The sequence below is a fragment of the Methylosinus sp. Ce-a6 genome (assembly GCF_009811655.1).
Taxonomy (GTDB): Bacteria; Pseudomonadota; Alphaproteobacteria; order Rhizobiales; family Beijerinckiaceae; genus Methylosinus.
In genome coordinates, this window is the sequence record NZ_BGJX01000002.1 from 226,482 (window position 1) to 246,446 (window position 19,965).

The 19,965-nt window shown below is 66.3% G+C and carries 23 protein-coding genes and 1 riboswitch; of the genes, 7 read left to right on the forward strand and 16 right to left on the reverse strand.

Features of this window, described 5'->3' with window-relative positions:
- Positions 1-21 precede the first annotated feature (21 nt).
- A complete protein-coding gene (locus Mspo_RS02550; RefSeq protein ID WP_159726498.1) occupies positions 22-639 on the forward strand; it encodes a Uma2 family endonuclease in 618 nt (205 codons plus the stop codon).
- The gene (locus tag Mspo_RS02555; protein ID WP_159726500.1) at positions 636-1,001 is read left to right on the forward strand and encodes a DUF983 domain-containing protein; all 366 of its coding nucleotides are present in this window, start codon (positions 636-638) and stop codon (positions 999-1,001) included. Before Mspo_RS02550 ends, Mspo_RS02555 begins: the two co-directional genes overlap by 4 nt.
- Before the next feature lie 101 nt (positions 1,002-1,102).
- On the opposite strand, the gene Mspo_RS02560 is transcribed toward Mspo_RS02555, so the two are convergent.
- The 6 genes from Mspo_RS02560 to xoxF5 form a co-directional block, all read right to left on the reverse strand.
- Positions 1,103-2,407 (reverse strand): glycosyltransferase, encoded by a 1,305-nt coding sequence (locus tag Mspo_RS02560; protein WP_159726502.1) that lies wholly within the window; start codon positions 2,405-2,407, stop codon positions 1,103-1,105.
- 11 nt (positions 2,408-2,418) lie between these two features.
- Positions 2,419-3,009, reverse strand: a complete 591-nt coding sequence (locus Mspo_RS02565) for a TetR/AcrR family transcriptional regulator (protein WP_159726504.1) — start codon at positions 3,007-3,009, stop codon at positions 2,419-2,421.
- Between the two features lie 73 nt (positions 3,010-3,082).
- Positions 3,083-3,655 (reverse strand): PQQ-dependent catabolism-associated CXXCW motif protein, encoded by a 573-nt coding sequence (locus tag Mspo_RS02570; protein ID WP_159726506.1) that lies wholly within the window; start codon positions 3,653-3,655, stop codon positions 3,083-3,085.
- Positions 3,652-4,533 (reverse strand): substrate-binding domain-containing protein, encoded by an 882-nt coding sequence (locus tag Mspo_RS02575; RefSeq protein ID WP_159726508.1) that lies wholly within the window; start codon positions 4,531-4,533, stop codon positions 3,652-3,654. Before Mspo_RS02575 ends, Mspo_RS02570 begins: the two co-directional genes overlap by 4 nt.
- Positions 4,534-4,547: 14 nt before the next feature.
- Positions 4,548-5,027, reverse strand: coding sequence for a c-type cytochrome, methanol metabolism-related (locus Mspo_RS02580; RefSeq protein ID WP_159726587.1), 480 nt, complete (start codon positions 5,025-5,027; stop codon positions 4,548-4,550).
- A gap of 137 nt (positions 5,028-5,164) precedes the next feature.
- Positions 5,165-6,997, reverse strand: coding sequence for a lanthanide-dependent methanol dehydrogenase XoxF5 (xoxF5, locus tag Mspo_RS02585; RefSeq protein ID WP_159726510.1), 1,833 nt, complete (start codon positions 6,995-6,997; stop codon positions 5,165-5,167).
- A 312-nt stretch (positions 6,998-7,309) separates the two neighbouring features.
- Between xoxF5 and Mspo_RS02590 the strand changes: the two genes are divergently transcribed.
- Positions 7,310-8,233, forward strand: a complete 924-nt coding sequence (locus Mspo_RS02590; protein ID WP_159726512.1) for a quinoprotein relay system zinc metallohydrolase 2 — start codon at positions 7,310-7,312, stop codon at positions 8,231-8,233.
- Positions 8,234-8,284: 51 nt separating this feature from the next.
- Complete coding sequence (locus tag Mspo_RS02595) at positions 8,285-9,139, forward strand: quinoprotein dehydrogenase-associated SoxYZ-like carrier (protein ID WP_159726514.1); 855 nt, start codon at positions 8,285-8,287, stop codon at positions 9,137-9,139.
- A gap of 16 nt (positions 9,140-9,155) precedes the next feature.
- On the opposite strand, the gene Mspo_RS02600 is transcribed toward Mspo_RS02595, so the two are convergent.
- From Mspo_RS02600 to Mspo_RS02625, 6 genes are all read right to left on the reverse strand, one after another.
- Positions 9,156-9,779 carry a thiamine phosphate synthase gene (locus Mspo_RS02600; RefSeq protein WP_159726516.1) on the reverse strand — a complete coding sequence of 208 codons (624 nt, stop codon included), beginning with the start codon at positions 9,777-9,779 and terminating at the stop codon, positions 9,156-9,158.
- Between the two features lie 157 nt (positions 9,780-9,936).
- The gene (locus Mspo_RS02605; protein WP_159726518.1) at positions 9,937-10,731 is read right to left on the reverse strand and encodes a thiazole synthase; all 795 of its coding nucleotides are present in this window, start codon (positions 10,729-10,731) and stop codon (positions 9,937-9,939) included.
- A 44-nt stretch (positions 10,732-10,775) separates the two neighbouring features.
- The gene (locus Mspo_RS02610) at positions 10,776-11,000 is read right to left on the reverse strand and encodes an integrase (RefSeq protein ID WP_159726520.1); all 225 of its coding nucleotides are present in this window, start codon (positions 10,998-11,000) and stop codon (positions 10,776-10,778) included.
- Positions 11,001-11,053: 53 nt separating this feature from the next.
- Positions 11,054-11,251: a sulfur carrier protein ThiS gene (gene thiS / locus Mspo_RS02615; RefSeq protein ID WP_159726522.1), complete on the reverse strand. Its 198-nt coding sequence runs from the start codon at positions 11,249-11,251 to the stop codon at positions 11,054-11,056.
- Positions 11,172-12,236 (reverse strand): FAD-dependent oxidoreductase, encoded by a 1,065-nt coding sequence (locus tag Mspo_RS02620; RefSeq protein WP_159726524.1) that lies wholly within the window; start codon positions 12,234-12,236, stop codon positions 11,172-11,174. Before Mspo_RS02620 ends, thiS begins: the two co-directional genes overlap by 80 nt.
- 30 nt (positions 12,237-12,266) lie before the next feature.
- A riboswitch (TPP riboswitch) is annotated at positions 12,267-12,414 on the reverse strand.
- A gap of 137 nt (positions 12,415-12,551) precedes the next feature.
- Positions 12,552-12,839: a BolA family transcriptional regulator gene (locus Mspo_RS02625; RefSeq protein ID WP_159726526.1), complete on the reverse strand. Its 288-nt coding sequence runs from the start codon at positions 12,837-12,839 to the stop codon at positions 12,552-12,554.
- 106 nt (positions 12,840-12,945) lie between these two features.
- On the opposite strand from Mspo_RS02625, the gene Mspo_RS02630 reads away from it, so the two are divergent.
- Together Mspo_RS02630 and cobS are read left to right on the forward strand one after the other, a co-directional pair.
- Positions 12,946-13,554: a J domain-containing protein gene (locus Mspo_RS02630; protein ID WP_159726528.1), complete on the forward strand. Its 609-nt coding sequence runs from the start codon at positions 12,946-12,948 to the stop codon at positions 13,552-13,554.
- Positions 13,555-13,623: 69 nt separating this feature from the next.
- Complete coding sequence (cobS, locus tag Mspo_RS02635) at positions 13,624-14,622, forward strand: cobaltochelatase subunit CobS (protein WP_159726530.1); 999 nt, start codon at positions 13,624-13,626, stop codon at positions 14,620-14,622.
- Between the two features lie 78 nt (positions 14,623-14,700).
- Here the strand turns inward: cobS and trmD are convergent, their stop codons facing one another.
- A complete protein-coding gene (gene trmD, locus Mspo_RS02640; RefSeq protein ID WP_159726532.1) occupies positions 14,701-15,399 on the reverse strand; it encodes a tRNA (guanosine(37)-N1)-methyltransferase TrmD in 699 nt (232 codons plus the stop codon).
- Between the two features lie 174 nt (positions 15,400-15,573).
- On the opposite strand from trmD, the gene Mspo_RS02645 reads away from it, so the two are divergent.
- Entirely contained in the window at positions 15,574-16,359 is a 786-nt protein-coding gene (locus Mspo_RS02645) for a hypothetical protein (RefSeq protein WP_159726534.1), read from the forward strand.
- Between the two features lie 79 nt (positions 16,360-16,438).
- On the opposite strand, the gene rimM is transcribed toward Mspo_RS02645, so the two are convergent.
- The 3 genes from rimM to ffh all read right to left on the reverse strand — a co-directional run bounded on the left by rimM (position 16,439) and on the right by ffh (position 19,144).
- Positions 16,439-16,966, reverse strand: coding sequence for a ribosome maturation factor RimM (rimM, locus tag Mspo_RS02650; protein WP_159726536.1), 528 nt, complete (start codon positions 16,964-16,966; stop codon positions 16,439-16,441).
- A gap of 196 nt (positions 16,967-17,162) precedes the next feature.
- Complete coding sequence (rpsP, locus tag Mspo_RS02655) at positions 17,163-17,513, reverse strand: 30S ribosomal protein S16 (RefSeq protein ID WP_159726538.1); 351 nt, start codon at positions 17,511-17,513, stop codon at positions 17,163-17,165.
- Between the two features lie 89 nt (positions 17,514-17,602).
- A complete protein-coding gene (ffh, locus tag Mspo_RS02660; protein WP_159726540.1) occupies positions 17,603-19,144 on the reverse strand; it encodes a signal recognition particle protein in 1,542 nt (513 codons plus the stop codon).
- Positions 19,145-19,965 lie beyond the last annotated feature (821 nt).

Genomic DNA, 19,965 nt, shown 5'->3' on the forward strand with positions numbered 1-19,965 from the left:
GACTGCGATATATTGCGCCGCATGAACCCGCATCTGCGCCCGACAGGCCTCCCGCTCGAGACCCAGGCCGCCGAGGGACTTCCCCGGCGCTGCTGGAGCGTGGCGGAAATCGAGGAGATGGTCCGCGCCGGCATCCTCGACGAAGACGAGCGGTTCGAGCTGATCGGCGGGGAGGTCGTGCCCATGTCGCCCAAGGGGGCCCGACACGAATGGGTCAAAGGCGAAGTCAATCGTTTCCTCCAACGGGCGGCTCCCGCACATTTGACGATCATTCCCGAGACCACGCTCCGCCTCGACGCGCGCACCTTCGTCGAGCCGGATTTCTGCGTCTTTCCGCGCGGTCTCGCGCTGAGCGCGCTCGATGGGCCGGCGGTTCTGCTGGCGATCGAGATCGCCGATACGAGCCTTTCCTATGACAAGGGCCGCAAGATCGGCGTCTACGCCGCTTTCGGCCTGCGGGAGGTCTGGGTGGTCGATGCGGCGCGGGCCGTGACCTTCGTTCATCGCCGGCTCGGCGCGGCGGGCTATGCGGAGATCGTCGAATTCCCCGGCTCCGCGGGCCTCGAGCCCATGCTCGCGCCGGAGCTCGCATTCAGCCTCGCGGAGCTCGGAGTGACGCCGAGCATGGAGACGAAGTGACGCCCTCGACGACGCCCTCCACGACGACCGCGCTCCTTCGCGGCCTGCTGCGCAAATGTCCGCGATGCGGCGCCGGCGCGCTCTTCGCCGGCTATCTGAAGCGCGCCGACTCCTGCCCGCATTGCGCGGAGAGCTTCATCGGCGTCGACGCCGACGACGGGCCGGCCTGGCTCACCATCGGCGTCGTCGCCCATATCATCGTGCCGCTGCTGATCTTCCTCGAGACGCGGGGAAGCATGTCCTACGGCGCGGAAGCCGCGCTGCTCCTCTCCGTGACGATCGTTTCCACGCTGCTCTTGCTGCCGCTCTGCAAGGGCTTTTTCATCGCCGCCGTGTGGTCGCTCGCGAGGAAGGGAAGCTGAATTCCGTCGGCGTTTCCCGCTCGCCGACGCCGGTTCGAATGTCTTTCCATGTTTCATTGAAACATGGAAAGACTCTCGGGCAAGCGTATTTGCGCGCGCGTTCACGCTCCGACGGCGTTGCGCAGAGGCCGTCGCGCCGAGCGCATCATCGCCTCGATCTCGTCGGCGACGCGCTCGGCGCCGCCGCCCTCCTGGGCGATCTCGCGCGCCAGCCTCCGAGCATTGTGAGCGAAGCTCGGCTCCTCGAGCAGCCGCCGGATCGCCGCCGCGATCTCGACGGCGCTCGCCTCGCGCGGCAATCGGAGACCCGCGCCGTGATATTCGATGCGCGCCGCATTGTCGTTCTGATCGCGGCCCATGGGGAGAGCGAGGATCGGAACGCCGGCGCAGAGCGCACGGAGCGTCGTGCCATGGCCGGCATGGGTGACGACGCAGACCGCGCGCCGCAGCAGCGCATCATGCGAGGCGCCTTCGAGAATCTGAACATTGGACGGCGCCGCGAAGCGTTTACCGGCTAGCGAGTCTCCGAGCGTCGCGACTGCGCGAAGAGGCAGGGTGTCGAGCGCTTCGAGCGTAGCGGCGAGCGCGGACTCTTGTCGCTGATAGGTCGTGCTGAATGAAACGAGCGCGATCGGATTAGAATCGTCGGGCGTCGGCGCCGCGGCGGCGCAGGACGGCTGCTCGAGCAGCGGTCCGACGTAGCGCACATGGTCCGGCAGATGCGCGGCCGGGAAGTCGAACGCTTTCGCCGTGCAGAGCAGGAGCAGATCACAGCGGAACTGATCGAGCGTTCGCGTCAGCGGCGGCAGATGGAAACGCGCGCGCGCGGCATTGAGCCGGGGCAAGAATCCATCGAACATTCCGTCCACCATGGCTGCGGCCTCTCGGTCGCGGCGGCGCTCGTCTTCGTTCGTCGCTGGAAGAAATCCCGGGCCGAAAGGCGGATGGCCGGGCAATGGAACGAGGCTGACATTGGCCGCGAGCAGCGCATGGGGGAGGCCGAGAGCCTCCGCTGCGACCATTCCGCCGAACAGGAGATCGGAGCCGATGATCGCGTCGGTCGGCTCGGCCTGCGCCGCTTCGACGACGTCCTCGGCGTAACGGAGCGCCGGGCCGAGAAATATCGCCCGGGCCCAGGCCTGGAAGCCCGAGACGTCGTCCGGCTGCTCCCAATCGCGCGCGAAGCAGCTCTGCGGCGTGCGATCGGGGCGATTGGGGGCGCGGCGCCATGCAAGGACGCGGGCTCCCGCGGCGCGCGCTTGCGGCAGGATGGCGTCGTCGCCGATGAAACGGACCTCATGTCCGCGCGCCGTGAGCGCGCGAATGGCGGCGATCGTCGGCGGCACATTGCCGCCGCCTTCCCATCCGAGCACGAGCAGTCTGGATTTTTCGCTGCGAATAGCCATGGCGTGTCTCCTCAATCCAAGAGCTTCGAAATCATCGCTGTCATCAGCCGCTCGGCTTCGGGGAGCGAATGTCCCTGCGTGCGGCGGAGGAGGAACCAGCTCCAGACGTCGGTCGCGACGAGCAGATGCGACAGGCGGGCGCCGCGTTCTCCTGCGGGAAATGCGGAGAGGCGCGCGGCGAAGGTTTGTTCGACCCAAAGGCGATGGCCGACTCGGCCGGTCTCGAGGGTCGCGGCGATTTCGGGGATTCGGCCTTCGAGAGACAGCAGGCGCATCACCATCTCGCCGGTCGCTTCGTAATCGGAGACGAGGACCGCGGTGGCTCCGGCGATGTCGCCGGGCGGCGCGGCGGCGCGACGCGTCTTGATCTCCGCGCCGATGCGGCGCGTGAATGCGGCGAGAAGGCCCTCCTTGCCGCCGAAGCGGCGGATCACGGTCTGGCGCGTGGTCCCCGCGCGCTGCGCGACCTCGTCCAATGTGATCTCGTCGTACCAGCGCTCCTCGAGCAAGACGCGAAAGGCGAGGACGGTCGCTTCCTCGGTCTCCTGCGCGGCTATGGCGCGGGCGGTCTGGACGTAGTTTCGCGTGCTGGTCAATTTCATGATACATTAAGTAACATCAAAATAGGACAAGCGTCAACCAGGCGCAAAATCAGGCGCGATGAAACGAAGGGGATCAGTCCTGGCGAGGCTCGGGCTCGCGCCGCTCCAGCGGGTGGCCGGCGGCGACCCAGCCGTCGGTTCCCGGAGGATACCAGGACACTCTGGAATAGCCGAGCGAGAGCGCCCGTTTGGCTGCGTTCCAGGACATCCAGCAGTCGGCGAGGCAATAGAAAACGAGCGGGCGGCTCTTGTCTCCGGCGGTGGCGCGCGCGAGCCCTTTTTCGAGATAGCGAAGCGCCGCCGGCGACAGCTCGCCATAGCCGGTCTCGGGAAGCCAGACGCCGCCGGGAATATCGAAACGCGGCTTGTCCCGCCAGACGGCGTCCGGCGGCAGGCCGGCGGGCTTGGGCGGGCGCGGCAGAACGTCGACGAAGACCGCCGTCTTGTCCCGCCAGATCTCGAAGGCGCGAGCCGTATCGACCACGGTCGCGCCGCGCAGCGTGGCGGGGACGGCGGCGCGATAATCGGCTTGCCTGTAGCCCTGCGGCTCCGGCGGCGGCTCCGCTTGCGCCGTCGCGACGGCGAGCGACGCGGTCGCGAGAGCCGCGAGGAGCCTGTGCGCCGAGGCGACGAGACGACGCGTCACGGCGCGGGCGCGATCGGCGCGTCGGATTCGTCGATCAGCGGCACGCCGAAATCGGCGAGCAATCTATCGATCTCTTTCTGATTTTGCGCGATGAGGCGATTGAGCTCGCGTTTCCATTCCTGGTCGGAATGGCGTACGCCCATGGCGATGCGAAAGCTCATGCGGGCGCCCTTGTCCGCGGTGAGCAACGCCGCTTTCAGACGGCCGCTCGATTTCTTGACATGATAGCCGGCGATCGGCCCCCACAGAATGGCGACGTCGATCGTTCCGCTCTCGAGGTCGCGGATCATATCGGCGGCCGGCGCATCGACGCGCGTGTCGACGACGAGCGGATAGGGCTTGACCGCCGCGAGCAGGCCGTAGCGGGCCAGAAGATTGCCGGGCGGCGTGTTGGCGACGAGGCCGATGCGCTTGTCCTTGGCGAGACGCGGATCGGCGAGCGAGATCAGCCCGTCGAGGTCGGAGCCGGCGCGATAGACTGCCGCATAGGCCGTCCGATAATAGGGATTGGTGGGCTGCACGAGATCGTCGCCCTGCGGCATCCCCATCACCAGATCGCACAAATGCGCGTTGAGCGTGTTGCGGATGAAGCCGGTCGCGCCGGGATAATAGGTATAGGAGAGATCCTTGCCGAGCTTCTTGGCCAAGAATTCCGCCAGTCTGTTCTCGAAGCCTTCGCCGGCGCGATTGGAGAAGGGGAGATTGCTCGGATCGGCGCAGACGCGCAGAACATTGGGATCGACGAGCTCGATGGACCCGCGCGCGTCATCGACGCCCCCCTGAGGCCGGGCGACGAGACCGGGCGATTGGGAATGCGCCGGGGCCGTCGCGAGCAAGCCCGCGACGGCGACCAGGGAAAATGCGAGATGACGCGACATGGCGCGCTCAGGCGCTACTTGGCGCTCATGCACTTCGTTTCGGCCTCGGCGAAAGCCGCAGGCTTTTCGGCCTTCTTCTCCGGTCGGCCGCGGCCGACCGCCTCGGTCGAGCGGGCGCGGAGATAGATATAGAGGTCGTCGATGTAGCACATCGCGTTCTTGTTGTCGGAGAAAGCCGGCATGACGCTGTCATTGCCCGCGACCTTGTTCTCGCGGCCGCCGACGACAATGCCGTAGAACTCGGCGTAATTGAAGTTCTTGACCGAATTCTTCAGCGCCGGCGCATAGGTCGAGCCTTCGGCGTTGGGGCCGTGGCAGACGTGGCATTCGGCATGATAGCGGCGATAGCCGGAGAAGGTGTACCAATCGACCGCGCCGTCCGCCTGGACCTTGTAGGTAGGGTCGCCTTTGGCGTCGAACCACTTGCCGTCGACTTCCTTGACCGCGGTCGGGTCTCCCGGCGGCTCCGCCCGCACGGTCGTTCCAAAACCCATGAACACGCTCAGGGCCAGCGCCCCGACGAGCGGCAGTCTCATTACTCTATCCTCCAGCAGTTTCCATCCACATAAACGCGAGGCGCCCGGCGACGCGCCAGGGGCGTTCGCCGAGCGCCGAGTTATAATTGGCCGTTTCAGTTCGCCGGAGCGACGATCGGCAGAGCGTAATCGGGCAGAGCGAACACGGTCAGCACGCCGCCGAGAGCGGTGTAGTCGGACAGCGCCTTATAGCCGCCGACGGCGCCGAGGCCCTCGTTGCTCTTGGACAGGCCGGCCGCGAGACCGATGCCGGCCCAACCGCCGACGCCGGACAGAACCGCGACATACTGCTTGCCCTTGTGCTCATAGGTGATCACATTGCCGATGATGCCCGACGGAGTCTTATACTTGTAGAGCTCCTTGCCGGTCTTCAGATCGACGGCCTTCAGATAGCCCTCGAGCGTGCCGTAGAAGGCGAGGCCGCCGGCCGTGGTGACCGTGCCGGACCAGACCGAGAACTGCTCCTTGTTGGACCAGACGATCTTGCCGACGCGGGCGTCCCAGGCGATGAAATTGCCCATGTTGGTCTCGCCGGGCGGCGGGAACATCTCGAGCGTCGCGCCGACATAGGGCTGACCCGCCGTGTAGCTGACGCGGAACGGCTCATAGTCCATGCAGACGTGATTGGTCGGCACATAGAACAGGCCGGTGTCCGGCGAGAAGGACGCCGGCTGCATGTCCTTGGAGCCGAGAGCGGCCGGGCAGACGCCCTTGGTGTTGACGTCCTCGCCATTCTGCTCGGTCGAATATTTCGACACGACCAGCGGACGGCCATAGGTCTTGGAGCTCTTGTCCATATCGACCTTGGTCGCCCAATTGACGGCCGGGTCGTATTTCTCGGCGACCAGCAGCTCGCCGGTCACGCGGTCGAGCGTGTAGCCGAAGCCGTTGCGATCGAAGTGGACGAGCGTCTTGCGAGCCTGGCCGCCGATCGTCTGGTCGGCGAGGATCATCTCGTTGATGCCGTCATAGTCCCACTCGTCGTGGGGGGTCATCTGATAGACCCACTTGACCGCGCCGGTGTCGAGATTGCGCGCCCAGATGGTCATGGACCAACGATTGTCGCCCGGACGCTGCTTGGGGTTCCAGGTCGAGGGGTTGCCGGAGCCGTAATAGACGAGGTTCAGCTCGGGGTCATAGGAATACCAGCCCCAAGTGGTGCCGCCGCCGATCTGCCACTGGTCGCCTTCCCAGGTGTTCAGCCCCGAGTCCTTGCCGACCGGCTTGCCGAGATGGGTGGTCTTCTCGCCGTCGATCAGCGTGTCGCTGTCCGGGCCCATCGAATAGCCGCGCCAGGCGAGCTTGCCATCGGCGACATTATAGGCGGCGAGGCTGCCGCGCACGCCGAACTCGCCGCCGGCGATGCCGACGAACACCTTGTCCTTGAAGACATGCGGAGCGGCGGTCGAGGTGGCGCCCTTGGAGGGATCGCCGTTCTTCACCGACCAGACGAGCTTGCCGGTCTTGGCGTCGAGAGCGACGAGGGTGGTGTCGGCCTGGGCCAGGAAGATCTTGCCGTCGCCATAGGCGAGGCCGCGATTGACGGTGTCGCAGCACATCACCGGAACGACGCTCGGATCCTGCTTGGGCTCATACTTCCAGAGGATCTTGCCTTCGTTGTTGAGGTCGAGGGCGTAGACGATGTTGGGGAACGGAGTATGCAGATACATGACGTCGCCGATCACCAGCGGCGCGCCTTCGTGGCCGCGCAGCACGCCGGTCGAGAAGCTCCAGGCGGGAGCCAGCTTGCCGACGTTCTCGGTGGTGATCTGCTTCAGCTTCGAATAACGCAGATTGGCGTAGTCGCCCGTCGGCGAAACCCAATCCTTCGGATTCTTCTGGAGACCGAGCAGCTCGTCGGCGTTCGCCACGCCGGCCCCGAACAGCGCGAGAATCCCCACCGAAGTCGACAACAACAGCTTATGCATGAGCTTTTCCTCCTGACGACATTACCGCGCAAAAGGCCCGGCCACGCCGCCGACATCGCGCCTTTTCGACGCCACAGGCTTTGGGAAGCCGTTTCCTCGATTTTTGCCACGGCGATGAGGCGGAAACGCCGCGCCCGCAGCCCCGCCCATATCTCCGTTGAGACGCCCTCCGGTTCCCGGCCGGAAGACCTCTTTTAGGTCGGAAACGGCGGGATAATATGTCGCACGGAATTGAAGCGCAATCCCCAAATCCTGTTCGCGACTTTCCTGATTTCTCGCATGAAACGGGCAAAAAACGAGGTCGAAACACCAATGCTGCAACGCACTATCGGACCTCTCGTCTTCGCGCTCGCCGCGCTCTTCGCGAGCCTCGCGCAAGCCTTCGATCTGACCGAGATCGCGCCCGGCGTTTTCGCCCATCAGGGCCAGACCGCCTTGATGTCTCGGGACAACTTCGGCGACATCGCCAATCTCGGAGCGATCGTCGGCGAAACGGCGATCGCGGTGATCGACACGGGAGGCAGCCGCGCCGAAGGAGAGGCGTTTGTCGCTGCGTTGCAGCAGCGCTCGGCGAAGCCCATCCGCTATATCGTCAACACACATGTCCATCCGGATCATATTTTCGGGAATATTGCCTTTCGAGGAACGGGAGCGGTCTTCGTCGGCCACAAGAACCTGCCGCGCGCGCTCGCCGTGCGCGGGCCCCATTATCTCGCCTCTTTCCGCGAGACGATGGGGGCGCTCGTCGACGAGGTGGTTCTGATTCCGCCGAGCCTCACCGTCGAAAGCGAGACGACGCTCGATCTCGGCGGCCGCAAGATCGTGCTGAAGGCCTGGCGCACCGCCCATAGCGACGCGGATCTCACCGTGCTCGATTTGCAGAGCGGCACGCTCTTTGCCGGCGATCTCTTGTTTTTGCGGCATGTGCCGATCGTCGACGGCAGTCTCCTCGGCTTCCTCGCCGTCGTCGACGAGCTGCGCGCGATTCCGGCGGTCCGCGTCGTCCCCGGCCATGGGCCGGCCGTCGCTCCCTGGCCGCAGGCGCTCGACGCGCAAAAGGCCTATCTCGACCACCTCACCCGCGATCTTAGGGCCGATATCGCCAAAGGGGCGACGCTGGCCGAATCGGTGAAGACGGCCGGCCGCCGCGAAGAGCCCAATTGGCTGCTCTTCGAGGACTATCATACGCGCAACGCCACGGCCGGTTTCGCCGAGCTCGAGTGGGAGGCCCCTTGAGCCGGCCCGGCGGCCGGCGTTAGGATTCTAAAAAAAATGGGAGGAAGACAGATGCGCGCATGGACCGCGAGCCTTCAGGCCCGCCATCGCCTGGACCGCAGCGAGCGCGAAGGCGCGCGGTCCCTCCGTCGCCCCGCGGCGACGGCGGTCGCGGCGCTCTTTCTTTTGGCCGGCGCCGCGCTGGCCGAGGAGCCCAAGATCGACCCCTGGCCCGGCCTCGTCGCCGATATTTTCCACGACCGCGCCATAAAGACGCATGAGGGCGTGGTGACGCTCGACGCGCCGAAGCGGGCGGAGGACGCCGCCATCGTGCCGATGACGATCTCTCTGCTCGAACCCGGCCTGCGCGCCGCGACCCTCGTCATCGACGAGAACCCCATGCCCATGGCCGCGGCCTTCTCCTTCGGCGAGGGCGCCGGCGTGCAGAAGATCGAGACGCGCGTGCGCGTGAACTCCTACACCAATGTGCATGTGGTCGGCGAGACGGCGGACGGCGCGCTGCATTCGGTGGTGAAATTCGTGAAGGCCTCGGGCGGCTGCTCGGCGCCGGCGATCAAGGATCAGGACGAGGCCGCCGCCAATCTCGGCAAGATGAAATTTCGGGAGTTCACGACTGCGAACCCCGCTCGGCGCGAGGCGCAGATCATGATCCGCCATCCCAACAGTTCCGGGATGCAGATGGACCCGATCACCCGCGCCTATATTCCCGCCCATTATGTCGACAAGATCGAGGTGCGCCAGGGCGACGCGCTGATCTTCTCCATGGAGGGCGGCATCTCTCTCTCCGAGGACCCCAGCTTCCGCTTCGTCTATGCGCCCAATGGCGCCAAGACGATCCGCGTCGAGGCGCATGACAATCGGGGCGGCGTGTTCAAGGGCGAGTGGCCGATCGGCGGAGCGTCGTGAGGGGAAGCGAGTAGAACTACTCGCTACTCGCTGGTCTCCGCGTCGCCGCGACCCATTCGTGGGCGCGCGCCTCGGGGTCCGCGGCGCGCAGCACGTCGGTGACGACGCAGGCGCTGTCCGCTCCCGCCTCGAGAGCGGCGCGGGCGCGCAGAGGCGTCAGCCCGCCTATGGCGACGAGCGGAATTTCGCCGATGCGGCGTTTCCAGACGCCGATCTTGTCGAGCCCCTGCGGGGCGAAGGCCATTTGCTTCAAGAGCGTCGGATAGATCGGCCCGAGCGCGACATAGTCGGGGGAGAGCGCCAGCGCGCGCTCGAGCTCCGCCTCGTCATGGGTGCTGACGCCGAGCCTTATTCCATGGGCGCGAATCGCGGCGACATCCGCCGTGTCGAGATCGCCCTGGCCGAGATGCACGAAATCGCAGGAAAGATCGATGGCGAGCCGCCAATGATCATTGACGACGAGCTGCGCGCCATGCGCCGCGCAAAGTTCGCGGGCGCGGGCGATCTCCTCGCGCAGCGCGGCCTCGTCGCAATCCTTGACGCGCAATTGCACGAGTCTGACGCCCTGCGGCAGCAGCCGCGGCAGCCAGTCCGCGGCGTCGACGATGAGATAGAAAGGATCGAGCAAAAGCGCGCTCACCCCACCCTCCCCTTCAGGGGGAGGGTCGGACCGCGCAGCGGTCCGGGGTGGGGTGAAGCGTCCGAGACTCCGGGGCTCACCCCCTCCCGAGCGCCCATAGCGCTCGACCTCCCCCCTAGAGGGGGAAATGGAAACGCCCCATCCGACAAAAGCGCGCTCATGCCTCGCGCCCGTCGTCGAAGGCGCGGCCGAGGAGCGGCGTCGACGGCTCCGCCATGTCGCGCGGCTCCATGAGGCCGGAAAGATAGGCGGCGCGGCCGGCCTCTATGGCGAGCGCGAAGGCCCGCGCCATGGCGACCGGATCGCCGGCGCGCGCCACCGCGGTGTTGAGCAGCGCGGCGTCGAAGCCCAGCTCCATGACGGCGGCGGCCTGCGAGGGCGCGCCGAGGCCGGCGTCGACGATGAGCGGCGTATCGGGAAAATGCGCGCGTAGCGCCCGCAGGCCGAAGAGATTATTGATCCCGCGGCCGGAGCCTATGGGCGCCGCCCAGGGCATCAGCACGCGGCAGCCGGCGTCGATGAGCTTTTCCGCGACGACGAGATCCTCGGTCGTATAGGGAAACACGCAAAAGCCGTCGTCGCAGAGGATGCGCGCCGCCTCGACGAGGCCGAACACATCGGGTTGGAGCGTGTCCTCCTCGCCGATGACCTCGAGCTTGATCCAATTGGTTCCGAACAGCTCGCGCGCCATTTGCGCGGTGGCGACGGCCTCCTTGGCGGTGCGGCAGCCGGCGGTGTTGGGCAGCACGCGCACGCCGATCTCGCGAATGAGACCCCAGAAGCTCTCGCCCGCCCGCGACCCTCCGGCCTCGCGCCGCAGCGAGACGGTGACGATCTCCGCGCCCGCAGCGCGGATCGCCTGCGCGAGAATAGCCGGCGAAGGATAGCGCGCCGTGCCGAGCAGGAAGCGGGAGGACACGGCGTCGCCATAGACGGAGAGAGGCGCAGTCATCGCGTTCGGCTGGTTCGGAGAAGGCCGGAAAACCGTATCCGCCATCAGCGCAGAAACAGCTTTCCGAGCACCAGGAGCGTGAGCGTGATATTGGTCCCGAGCATCCATTTCACAGTGTTGAATTCACCTTTCAGCAAGGCGAATTCATGCTGGACATCACTGTTCTTGGCGTCGAAATTGGCGACGACTTCCGCGGCCTTGCGCGCTTTCTCCTCGCTCGCGCCGGCTTCCCGAAGGGCGTCGTAGATTTCCGTGACGATCGTGCTCATGGGACGACCCTAACATGGAGTTCGTAACGGAGGTAGCAAGTTCGACACGTCCTTCATCCCCCCTGCCGCGGCGTGACGATCTCGACCGCATCGTCTTCGACGAGACGCGTCTCGCCGCGGTCCTTGCTGCGCACGAATTCCTGATTCACCGCCGTGGCGACCGTCTGCTCGCTAAAGCCCAGCTCCTCGATGAGCCGTTCCAGCGTGGGCGCCTCGACCTCGAGCGTCTGCCCATTCACTCTGATCCGCATTCATGACCTCCGGGAAGATCTCGCCCGCGAAGAGAAAACGCGCGACGCGGCGCGCCAGCGCCGGCGCCAGCAGAAAGCCGTGCCGATAGAGCCCATTGATATAAAGTGTCCGACCCCGCCGCAGAATGCGCGGCAGATTGTCCGCGAAAGCCGGCCGCACGTCGGAGCCCGTCTCGACGATCTCGGCCTCCGCGAAAGCGGGATGGATCGCGAAGGCCGAATTGACGAGCTCGACGATCGAACGCGCGGTGACGCGGGAGCGCTCCTCGTTTTCGATCATCGTCGCGCCGATCATGAACACTCCGTCCCCGCGTGGGACGACATAGACCGGATGGCGCGGATGCAACATGCGCACGGGCCGCGACAATTCGATCTCCTCGCTGCGCAGCACGAGCATCTCGCCCTTGACGCCGCGCAGCCCGGCGATCTCGCCGCGCGCCGAAAAGCCGCGGCAGTCGACGATCCAATCCGCCCGCGGCGGCGGCGTCTCGGCGCAGAAGCGAACACGGACATTGTCCATTGTCTGCAGCCGCTCGAACAGCGCCCGCATCGCCGCGCGCGGCTCGAGATGCGCCTCGTCGCGAAAATAGAGGCCGCCGGAAAAGCGCCCCGCGAGCGCCGGCTCGAGGGCGGCGAGGGCCGCTTCGTCCAAACGCTCGAAACGGCGGGTGCGCCGGGAGAATTCGCTGAGCTCGGCGCGGTCGCGCGGCGGCGCGACGACGAGGCTGCCGGCGATCGTCGCGACGGGAATATCCTTGGTCCAGAAGGCGAGCGCCTCCTCGCCGAGCGTGGCGACGATGGGCTCGGCGCTCTCCAATTCGCACCAGGGCGCGATCATGCCGCCGGCGTGATAGGAGCAGCCGCGCCCCGGCTCGGCGGCTTTCTCGACGAGCTCGACCTCGGCGCCGAAAGGCGCGCCGGCGCGGGCGATCTCGAAAGCCGCGGTCAGTCCGGCGACGCCGGCGCCGATCACGCCGATCAACATCGCGGCGGCTCTGCGGCGCGGCCGGGAAAACAAAGGATCATGCGACCTCCCTACGCCAGCGCGAACTGGATCAGGTTCGAAGGGTCGCCGAGCCGCTTTTTTTAAGAGCTCTTCGGCCTCTCAGCCTCTTGCCGCGCGCGAAAGGCGCGCCGGCGGCGAGGCTCCCCCGGGCGAGACCGAGATTCGCGCAGGAGCGGCGACGCGTCAAGCGGGGCCGCAATAGCCCCGTCATCGCGAGCGAAGCGACGCGAGCCAGAGCCGTGGGGCGGCCCCGGATCGCTTCGTCGCTCCGCTCCTCGCGATGACGGCCCGCCGCTACTCCTGCGGGGCGCGGGCGGTGATCGCCAGAGCGTGCACGCGGCCGGCCAGCTCCTCGGCGAGCAGCGAATTGACGATCCTGTGGCGCTCCACCAGTCTCTTGCCGGCGAAAGCCTCGCTCACGACCTCGATGCGAAAATGGCTCTCGCCGTCCTGATGGTGGCCGCCATGGCCGGCGTGCTGATGCGACTCGTCGATCACCTTCAAGGAGAGCGGTGCGAGCGCATCGGTCAGCTTCGATCTTATGCGGGCCTGGACGGCGCCGATATTGCCTTGCTCGGCCATAGTGAAATCCTCCTCGTCGCCCTCCGCCCAAGCAAAATTCCCGCCGCGTGAAATTGGCGCCGGGTTCCGCTTGCAGCCTGCGGCCAGTCTACCATAATGCAGCGCCATGGATTTGAACTCGCCCCTCTTCGATCGTATCCGCGTCAAGCCGGAGCAGAGGCAGGAGCGGCGCGAGAGCCGCTTTCGCTGCGACGCCCCGGGCTGCGAGGCCGACGGCTCCTATCGCGCGCCCATGGGGCGGCTGCGCGAGGGGCAATATTTCTGCTTCTGCCTGGAGCACGTGCGGGAATACAACAATTCCTACAATTACTTCAACGGCATGAGCGACGAGGCCGTCGCCCGCTATCTGAAGGACGACGCCACCACCGGCCATCGTCCGACCTGGTCGATGGGCGTGAAGCGCGGACAAGCGGCGTTTCGCGAGGACCCGCTGCGGGCGGAGAATTTCGCCGATCCGCTCGGCCTCTACCGACAGAGATCGCACCGCGGGCGGCCGCCGGCGGAGGCGGCGCCGCGCTATTCGGCGGTGACGATCAAGGCGCTGAATGCGCTCGGCCTCGATGAAACCGCCTGTGCGGAGGCGATCAAGACGCGCTATAAGGAGCTCGTCAAACGTCACCATCCGGACGCCAATGGCGGAGATCGCTCCTGCGAGGAAAGGCTGCGGGAGATCATCCACGCATATAAGACGCTGCGGGCGGCCAAGCTCGTCTGAACAAGCTCGTTTGACCAAGCCTTGCCGGCCACGAGCGTCGCGAGCGCGCGCCGGCGAAACGGAGGATCAATGTCAACCCCAAGCGACAAAGCGGCCGGGTCCGCGCATCTGCCGGACCTCACAGTCTCCGTGCGCCAGCTGTTCGGCATCGACTCCGATCTCGAGGTTCCCGCCTATTCCGAGCCGGACGAGCATGTTCCGGACAATGACCCCGACTATCTCTTCGACCGCGAGACGACGCTCGCCATTCTCGCCGGCTTCGCCCGCAATCGCCGCGTCATGGTCACGGGCTACCACGGCACCGGCAAGTCCACCCATATCGAGCAGGTCGCCGCGCGCCTCAACTGGCCCTGCGTGCGCGTCAATCTCGACAGCCATGTCTCGCGCATCGATCTCGTCGGCAAGGACGCGATCGTGCTCAAGGACGGCAAGCAGGTCACCGAGTTCCGCGACGGCATTCTGCCCTGGGCGCTGCAGCACAATATCGCGCTGTGCTTCGACGAATATGACGCCGGCCGCCCGGATGTGATGTTCGTCATTCAGCGCGTGCTCGAGGTCTCCGGCCGGCTGACGCTCTTGGACCAGAACAGGGTCATCCGCCCGCATCCGGCCTTCCGCCTCTTCGCCACCGCCAACACGGTCGGCCTCGGCGACACCTCCGGCCTCTATCACGGCACGCAGCAGATCAATCAGGGCCAGATGGACCGCTGGTCGATCGTCGCCACGCTCAACTATCTGCCGCATGACGCCGAGACCAATATCGTGCTCGCCAAGGTCAAGAGCTTCGACAAGACGAAGGAAGGCCGCGACGCGATCAATAAGATGGTGCGCGTCGCCGATTTGACCCGCAACGCCTTCATGTCCGGCGATCTCTCGACGGTGATGAGCCCGCGCACGGTCATCACCTGGGCGGAGAATTCCGAGATTTTCGGCGATGTGGGCTTCGCCTTCCGGCTCACCTTCCTGAACAAATGCGACGAGCTCGAGCGTCCGCTCGTCGCCGAGTTCTACCAGCGCTGCTTCGGCAAGGAATTGCCCGAGAGCGCGGTGAATGTGGTGATGTCCTGAAGATGGATCGGCAGTAGGCAGTCGGCTTTGGGCAATCGCGCGAGTCCGACCGCCCACTGCCGATTTCGACTGCCCCGATCACCTCTCCTCGCCGCCGCGGCGCGCGAGCAGGTCCGGCCGCCTTGCGCGCGTGAGCTCGACGGCGCGATCATGGCGCCAGCGCGCGATCTTGGCGTGATCGCCGCCGAGCAGCACATCCGGTATCGCCCGGCCTTCGAAATCGCGCGGTCGCGTATATTGCGGATATTCGAGAAGACCGCTCTCGAAGCTCTCCTCCTCGCCGGATGTCGCCTCTCCCATGATCCCGGGAAGGAGCCGCACGCAGGCGTCGAGGAGCGCCATCGCCGCGATCTCGCCGCCCGAGAGCACATAATCGCCGATCGAAATTTCTTGGAGCGCGCGCGCCTCGATGATGCGCTCGTCGACGCCCTCGAAACGCCCGCACAGAATGACGACGCCTTCGCCGGCGACGAATTCGCGCACGCGCTTTTGCGTGAGCGGCGCCCCGCGCGGACTCATCAACAAGCGAGGGCGCGCGTCATCCGCCGGCGCGGCGGCGTCGATCGCGGCGGCGAGAACATCGGCGCGCATCACCATGCCGGGACCGCCGCCGGCGGGCGTATCATCGACGGCGCGATGACGGCCGAGGCCATGCGCGCGAATATTGCGCGCCTCGAGCGACCAGAGCCCGCCTGCGAGCCCCTCGCCGGCGAGCGATAGCCCCAGCGGGCCGGGAAACATTTCCGGAAAGAGGGTGAGGATGGTCGCGCGCCACATGCGGCGGCTTATGGCACGAGGGCGGAGAGCAGGGAAGGCGGCGCCGGCGCCACGAACCAGCCGCGGCCCAGCCTGACTAGGTACTATTTCGGATTCTTCGGCTTTTTAACGGTCCATTCACGAAGATCGCACCAGCCTTTCAGCGTTTTCTTCTCACTTTTTGGAGCACGACCCATGTGGCGACTTTTCAATGCTCTATGCATGCTGTCCGTTGTGACTCTGCTGGTTCTGCACGGCGGACAGGCGCGCTCCTTGCCAGAGCGGCCGCAGTGGCGGTCGGAGGTCGACGGCATGGAATGCGCCGAGCTCGATCGCGGCGCGCTCGGCGCCTCCGCCAGAACCTTCCTCGTTCCGGCCTCGGCCGGCGCGTTCCCGAGCTGGACTCCTCCGGCCGAGATCGAGGCGAAAGCTCTCGTTTGGCGGCCTCCCGGAGAAATCGCCTCGGCGCGAGCCGCCGAAATGACGGGTTTCGCCGCGGTCGGCGCGACTGCAAAGCCCGCCTCGAGCTGGGCGCCTCCCGCGGAGATCGCCACGAAACCCGTGAGATCGACCTTTGCCGACCGCGCTCGCGTCTGGCTGCCGCCGGCCGACATCGCCCACGCGAAAGCCGCCGGCCTCGCCGTCCCGGCCTCGGCCGAATCGCCGGCCTCGAAATGGGCGCGTCCGACGGAGATCGCCGACGAGGCTCCGGTCCTCGAACACAGATCCGCATTCACCGGCGGCGCTCGCGCCTGGCTGCCGCCGACCGAGATCGCCTCCGCGCGAGCCGCGGTCGACGACATCGTCACGGGCCTCGCCGCCGCCCGCGCTTCGCCCCACGACCGTTCGCGCTCGAATTGGATTCCCCCGGCCGAGATCGCCGCGCTCCTGCCGATGGCGTCCCGATCCACGATTGCGAACGACGCTCTGGTTTGGCGGCCGCCGGAGGAAATCGCGAAATCCAAGATCGCATCGCGGTGATGAGCGCACCGCCAACGGCCGCACGAGCGCAAACGCCGGCGGCCGTTTCTCCATTGCGCAGCGAAGCCCGCCGCGCGGCTCAAGCCTCTCCTTCGGATGCGCCTTCGTCCAATATCGGCGGCTCCGCCACGATGCGGCCGCCCGCCACATCGACGATGGGAACGACCGTCTTCGTGAAAGGCAATAGCAGCGTCTCCCCGCCGTCGGGCGGCGACACTTCCAAAATATCGCCCGCGCCGAAATTGCGCACCGCGATCACCACGCCGAGCCCCTCGCCGTCACGGGTCTCGACGCGCAACCCCTCGAGATCGGCGAGATAGAATTCATCTTCCTCGGGCTCCGGCAGCGCCGCGCGCGGAAGATAGAGCTCGATGCCGGTCAAGGCCGTGGCGGCGTCGCGGTCGGCGACGCCCTCGAGGCGCGCGACGAACATGTCCTTGCCGAGCGGCCGCAGCGAAGCGATGACGAAACGCCGCGCGCCGCTCGCGTCGAACAAGGGGCCATAGGAGGAAATCGCCGCCGGATCGGCGGTAAAGCTCTGCAGGCGGATTTCGCCGCGCACGCCATGCGCGGCGCCGAGCCGGCCGAGCAGAATGGCGTTTTTCATGCGCAGACGCAAGCGAACCTGAAGGCTCGCGGTCCAAGGCGGGCAAAGGACCGCGAGCCTTCAGGCTCGCGTCGGAAATAATCACCTGGAAGCATGACCATGGCCCGGCGTCATTGCGAGCGAAGCGAAGCAATCCAGAAGCCGCGCCGCGACTCTGGATTGCTTCGTCGCTTCGCTCCTCGCAATGACGGCGTCATCAGGCCGAGGCGGCCTCGGCCGCGGCGGCGGCCGCAGCGGCGCGCTCCTGGGCCTTCTTCTTCGGCTGCGCCTTCTGCGGATTGTTGCGCGCCTCGCGCTTGCCGACGCCGACGCTCTCCAGCAGGCGGGCGACGCGATCGGTCGCCTGCGCGCCCTTGGCGATCCACTCCTGCGCCTTTTCGGCGTCGAGCACGAGACGATCGGCGGCGTCCTTCGGCTTCAGCGGATCGAAAGTGCCGAGCTTCTCGATGAAGCGACCATCACGGGGCGAACGCGAATCGGCGACGACGACGCGATAGAAGGGACGCTTCTTGGCGCCGCCGCGGGAGAGTCTGATCTTCAGGGACATGTCGGTTCCTTTGTCGAGTGAGTGGTCAGTCGTGAGTGGTCAGTAGTAAGTGGCGCCATTCACTACTCACTACTCACCACTCACTTTTTTCATTTCTTCTTCCCGAACGGATTGAGGCCGCTCAGAAAACCGCCGCCGCCGCCGAGGCCCGGCAGCGTCGGCTTGGCGGAGAATGCGGAAGCCGGCGGCGCGGCGGGAATGCCGCGACCGACGCCGGGCGGCGGCGCGCCGCCCATTTTCTTCTGCAGTTCGGCGATCTGCTCCTGGCTCGGCGCCGGCATCCCGCCGAGACCCATCATCTGCGCGGCCTTGCCCATCATGCCGCCGCGCTTGGCCCCGCCCATGGCCTTCATCATGTCGGCCATCTGGCGATGCTGCTTTAAAAGCTTGTTGATCTCCTCCACCTTCGCGCCGGAGCCCGCCGCGATGCGGCGCTTGCGCGAGGCTTTGAGGATATCGGGGTTGCGCCGCTCCTTGGGCGTCATCGACAGGATGATGGCGCGCTGGCGCTTGAACATCTTGTCGTCGATATTGGCGGAGGCGATCTGCTCCTTCATCTTGGCGACGCCGGGGAGCAGCCCCATTATGCCGCCGAAGCCGCCGACCTTCTCCATCATGGCGAGCTGATCGGCCAGATCCTGCAGATCGAACTTGCCCTTGGCCATGCGCTCTGCGGCGCGCTGCGCCTGCTCGGCGTCGACGGCGGCGGCGGCCTTCTCGACGAGGGCGACGATATCGCCCATGCCGAGAATGCGATTGGCGATGCGCTGCGGCGAGAATTCGTCGAGCGCGTCCATCTTCTCGCCGGTGGCGATGAGCTTGATCGGCTTGCCGGTGACGGCGCGCATGGAGAGCGCCGCGCCGCCGCGGCCGTCGCCGTCGACGCGCGTCAGCACAATGCCGGTCAAGCCGACGCGATCGTCGAAATTCTTGGCGAGATTGACCGCGTCCTGACCCGTGAGGGCGTCGACGACGAGCAATATCTCATGCGGCTTGGAGACGGCCTTGATCTGCGCCATCTCCTCCATCAGCGGCTCGTCTATGTGCGTGCGGCCGGCCGTGTCGAGCAGCACGACGTCATAGCCTTCGCGCCGCGCCGCATCCTCGGCGCGCTTGGCGATTCTGACCGGGTCCTGGCCCGGCACGATCGGCAGAGTGTCGACATTGACCTGCCGGCCGAGAATGGCGAGCTGCTCCTGCGCGGCCGGACGCTTCACGTCCAATGAGGCCATCAGCACGCGCTTGCCGTGACGCTCGGTCAGGCGCTTGGCGATCTTGGCGGTGGTCGTCGTCTTGCCGGCGCCCTGCAGGCCGACCAGCATGATCGCGACGGGCGGGGCGGCGTCGAGATCGATCGGCTGCGCGGTGGAGCCCAGAGTCTCGACCATGACGTCATTGACGATCTTGACGACCATCTGGCCGGGCGAGACCGATTTGACGACATTGGCGCCGACGGCCTTCTGCTGCACGCTCTCGGTGAAGGAGCGCACGACGTCGAGCGCGACATCCGCCTCGAGCAGGGCGCGGCGCACCTCGCGCAGGGCCTCGGCGACATCGGCCTCCGAAAGGGCGCCGCGCCGCGTGAGCTTGTCGAATATGCCGGAGAGCTTGTCGGAAAGGCCCTCGAACATCGGTTTCTCCTGGCGGGAGAGTGAGTGGTGAGATGGTGAGTGGTGAGTAGCGGCCGAACCGGGTCTACTACTCCCTACTCACGATCTCACTACTCACCTCTCCAAAGCAAATCGCGCCCGGGAGCGCATCGCGCTGCCGGACGTTGGCCCTACGCCTCGCGGGCGAATGGGCGGGTCAGTAGGTCATCTCTGACGAGATTGGCGTGTTTTTAGGCGCTGGGGCCTGGGAAGTCAACGCGCGGCGGGATAGGACTATCGTCAGGCCGCGCCGAGGCGCCCCGGGGCCTCGCGGCGGCGGGGAGGAACGGGAGTTTCGGGACGCTCCGGCCCCTTTCGGCCGCAGCGCTTAAGAAAATCTGTCGGTTCCGGAGCGTCCCGAAACGCGGCTTCGCCTTCTCGTCGACGTCCCGAGGCGTATCCGGACCCGCGAATCCTGGGGTTTCACGTTCAAGACCCGATCGCTTCCGAAGGCCTGGGATCACGGAACGGCTCTCGCTCTCCCTATGGACGGGAGAGAAACGCCGGTCCGGCGACGCGCCGCCTGTCCAGGGGCGGGGGTCGCCGTCCCGGATGGAGCCGGCCCCCGCCCGCGTTCCACGACCCGAGAAACGCGCCCTTGCGTCGGCGGGAGCGAGGGGAAAGATAGGAATATTTTCAGGTTTCGTCAAGGGCCCGACAGTGAGATTCCAGGGCGATCGGGTGAAGAAATAGGTGACAAGACGCGTCTGAGCTGAATCTCTCGGCATCCTCTGATTCGATCTTTGGGGGATTGCGATGGACGCGAGCGGACGCGACTTCGAGGCTCTGGCCGAGACGACGGC

Excerpts from the sequence above, each read along its gene's own strand:
- Mspo_RS02550 (WP_159726498.1), top strand. The coding sequence starts at position 22 with ATGAACCCGCATCTGCGCCCGACAGGCCTCCCGCTCGAGACCCAGGCC.
- Mspo_RS02560 (WP_159726502.1), bottom strand. The coding sequence starts at position 2,407 with ATGGCTATTCGCAGCGAAAAATCCAGACTGCTCGTGCTCGGATGGGAA.
- Mspo_RS02565 (WP_159726504.1), bottom strand. The coding sequence starts at position 3,009 with ATGAAATTGACCAGCACGCGAAACTACGTCCAGACCGCCCGCGCCATA.
- Mspo_RS02575 (WP_159726508.1), bottom strand. The coding sequence starts at position 4,533 with ATGTCGCGTCATCTCGCATTTTCCCTGGTCGCCGTCGCGGGCTTGCTC.
- Mspo_RS02580 (WP_159726587.1), bottom strand. The coding sequence starts at position 5,027 with ATGGGTTTTGGAACGACCGTGCGGGCGGAGCCGCCGGGAGACCCGACC.
- xoxF5 (WP_159726510.1), bottom strand. The coding sequence starts at position 6,997 with ATGCATAAGCTGTTGTTGTCGACTTCGGTGGGGATTCTCGCGCTGTTC.
- Mspo_RS02590 (WP_159726512.1), top strand. The coding sequence starts at position 7,310 with ATGCTGCAACGCACTATCGGACCTCTCGTCTTCGCGCTCGCCGCGCTC.
- Mspo_RS02595 (WP_159726514.1), top strand. The coding sequence starts at position 8,285 with ATGCGCGCATGGACCGCGAGCCTTCAGGCCCGCCATCGCCTGGACCGC.
- Mspo_RS02605 (WP_159726518.1), bottom strand. The coding sequence starts at position 10,731 with ATGACTGCGCCTCTCTCCGTCTATGGCGACGCCGTGTCCTCCCGCTTC.
- Mspo_RS02610 (WP_159726520.1), bottom strand. The coding sequence starts at position 11,000 with ATGAGCACGATCGTCACGGAAATCTACGACGCCCTTCGGGAAGCCGGC.
- thiS (WP_159726522.1), bottom strand. The coding sequence starts at position 11,251 with ATGCGGATCAGAGTGAATGGGCAGACGCTCGAGGTCGAGGCGCCCACG.
- Mspo_RS02620 (WP_159726524.1), bottom strand. The coding sequence starts at position 12,236 with ATGTTGATCGGCGTGATCGGCGCCGGCGTCGCCGGACTGACCGCGGCT.
- Mspo_RS02625 (WP_159726526.1), bottom strand. The coding sequence starts at position 12,839 with ATGGCCGAGCAAGGCAATATCGGCGCCGTCCAGGCCCGCATAAGATCG.
- Mspo_RS02630 (WP_159726528.1), top strand. The coding sequence starts at position 12,946 with ATGGATTTGAACTCGCCCCTCTTCGATCGTATCCGCGTCAAGCCGGAG.
- cobS (WP_159726530.1), top strand. The coding sequence starts at position 13,624 with ATGTCAACCCCAAGCGACAAAGCGGCCGGGTCCGCGCATCTGCCGGAC.
- trmD (WP_159726532.1), bottom strand. The coding sequence starts at position 15,399 with ATGTGGCGCGCGACCATCCTCACCCTCTTTCCGGAAATGTTTCCCGGC.
- Mspo_RS02645 (WP_159726534.1), top strand. The coding sequence starts at position 15,574 with ATGTGGCGACTTTTCAATGCTCTATGCATGCTGTCCGTTGTGACTCTG.
- rimM (WP_159726536.1), bottom strand. The coding sequence starts at position 16,966 with ATGAAAAACGCCATTCTGCTCGGCCGGCTCGGCGCCGCGCATGGCGTG.
- rpsP (WP_159726538.1), bottom strand. The coding sequence starts at position 17,513 with ATGTCCCTGAAGATCAGACTCTCCCGCGGCGGCGCCAAGAAGCGTCCC.
- ffh (WP_159726540.1), bottom strand. The coding sequence starts at position 19,144 with ATGTTCGAGGGCCTTTCCGACAAGCTCTCCGGCATATTCGACAAGCTC.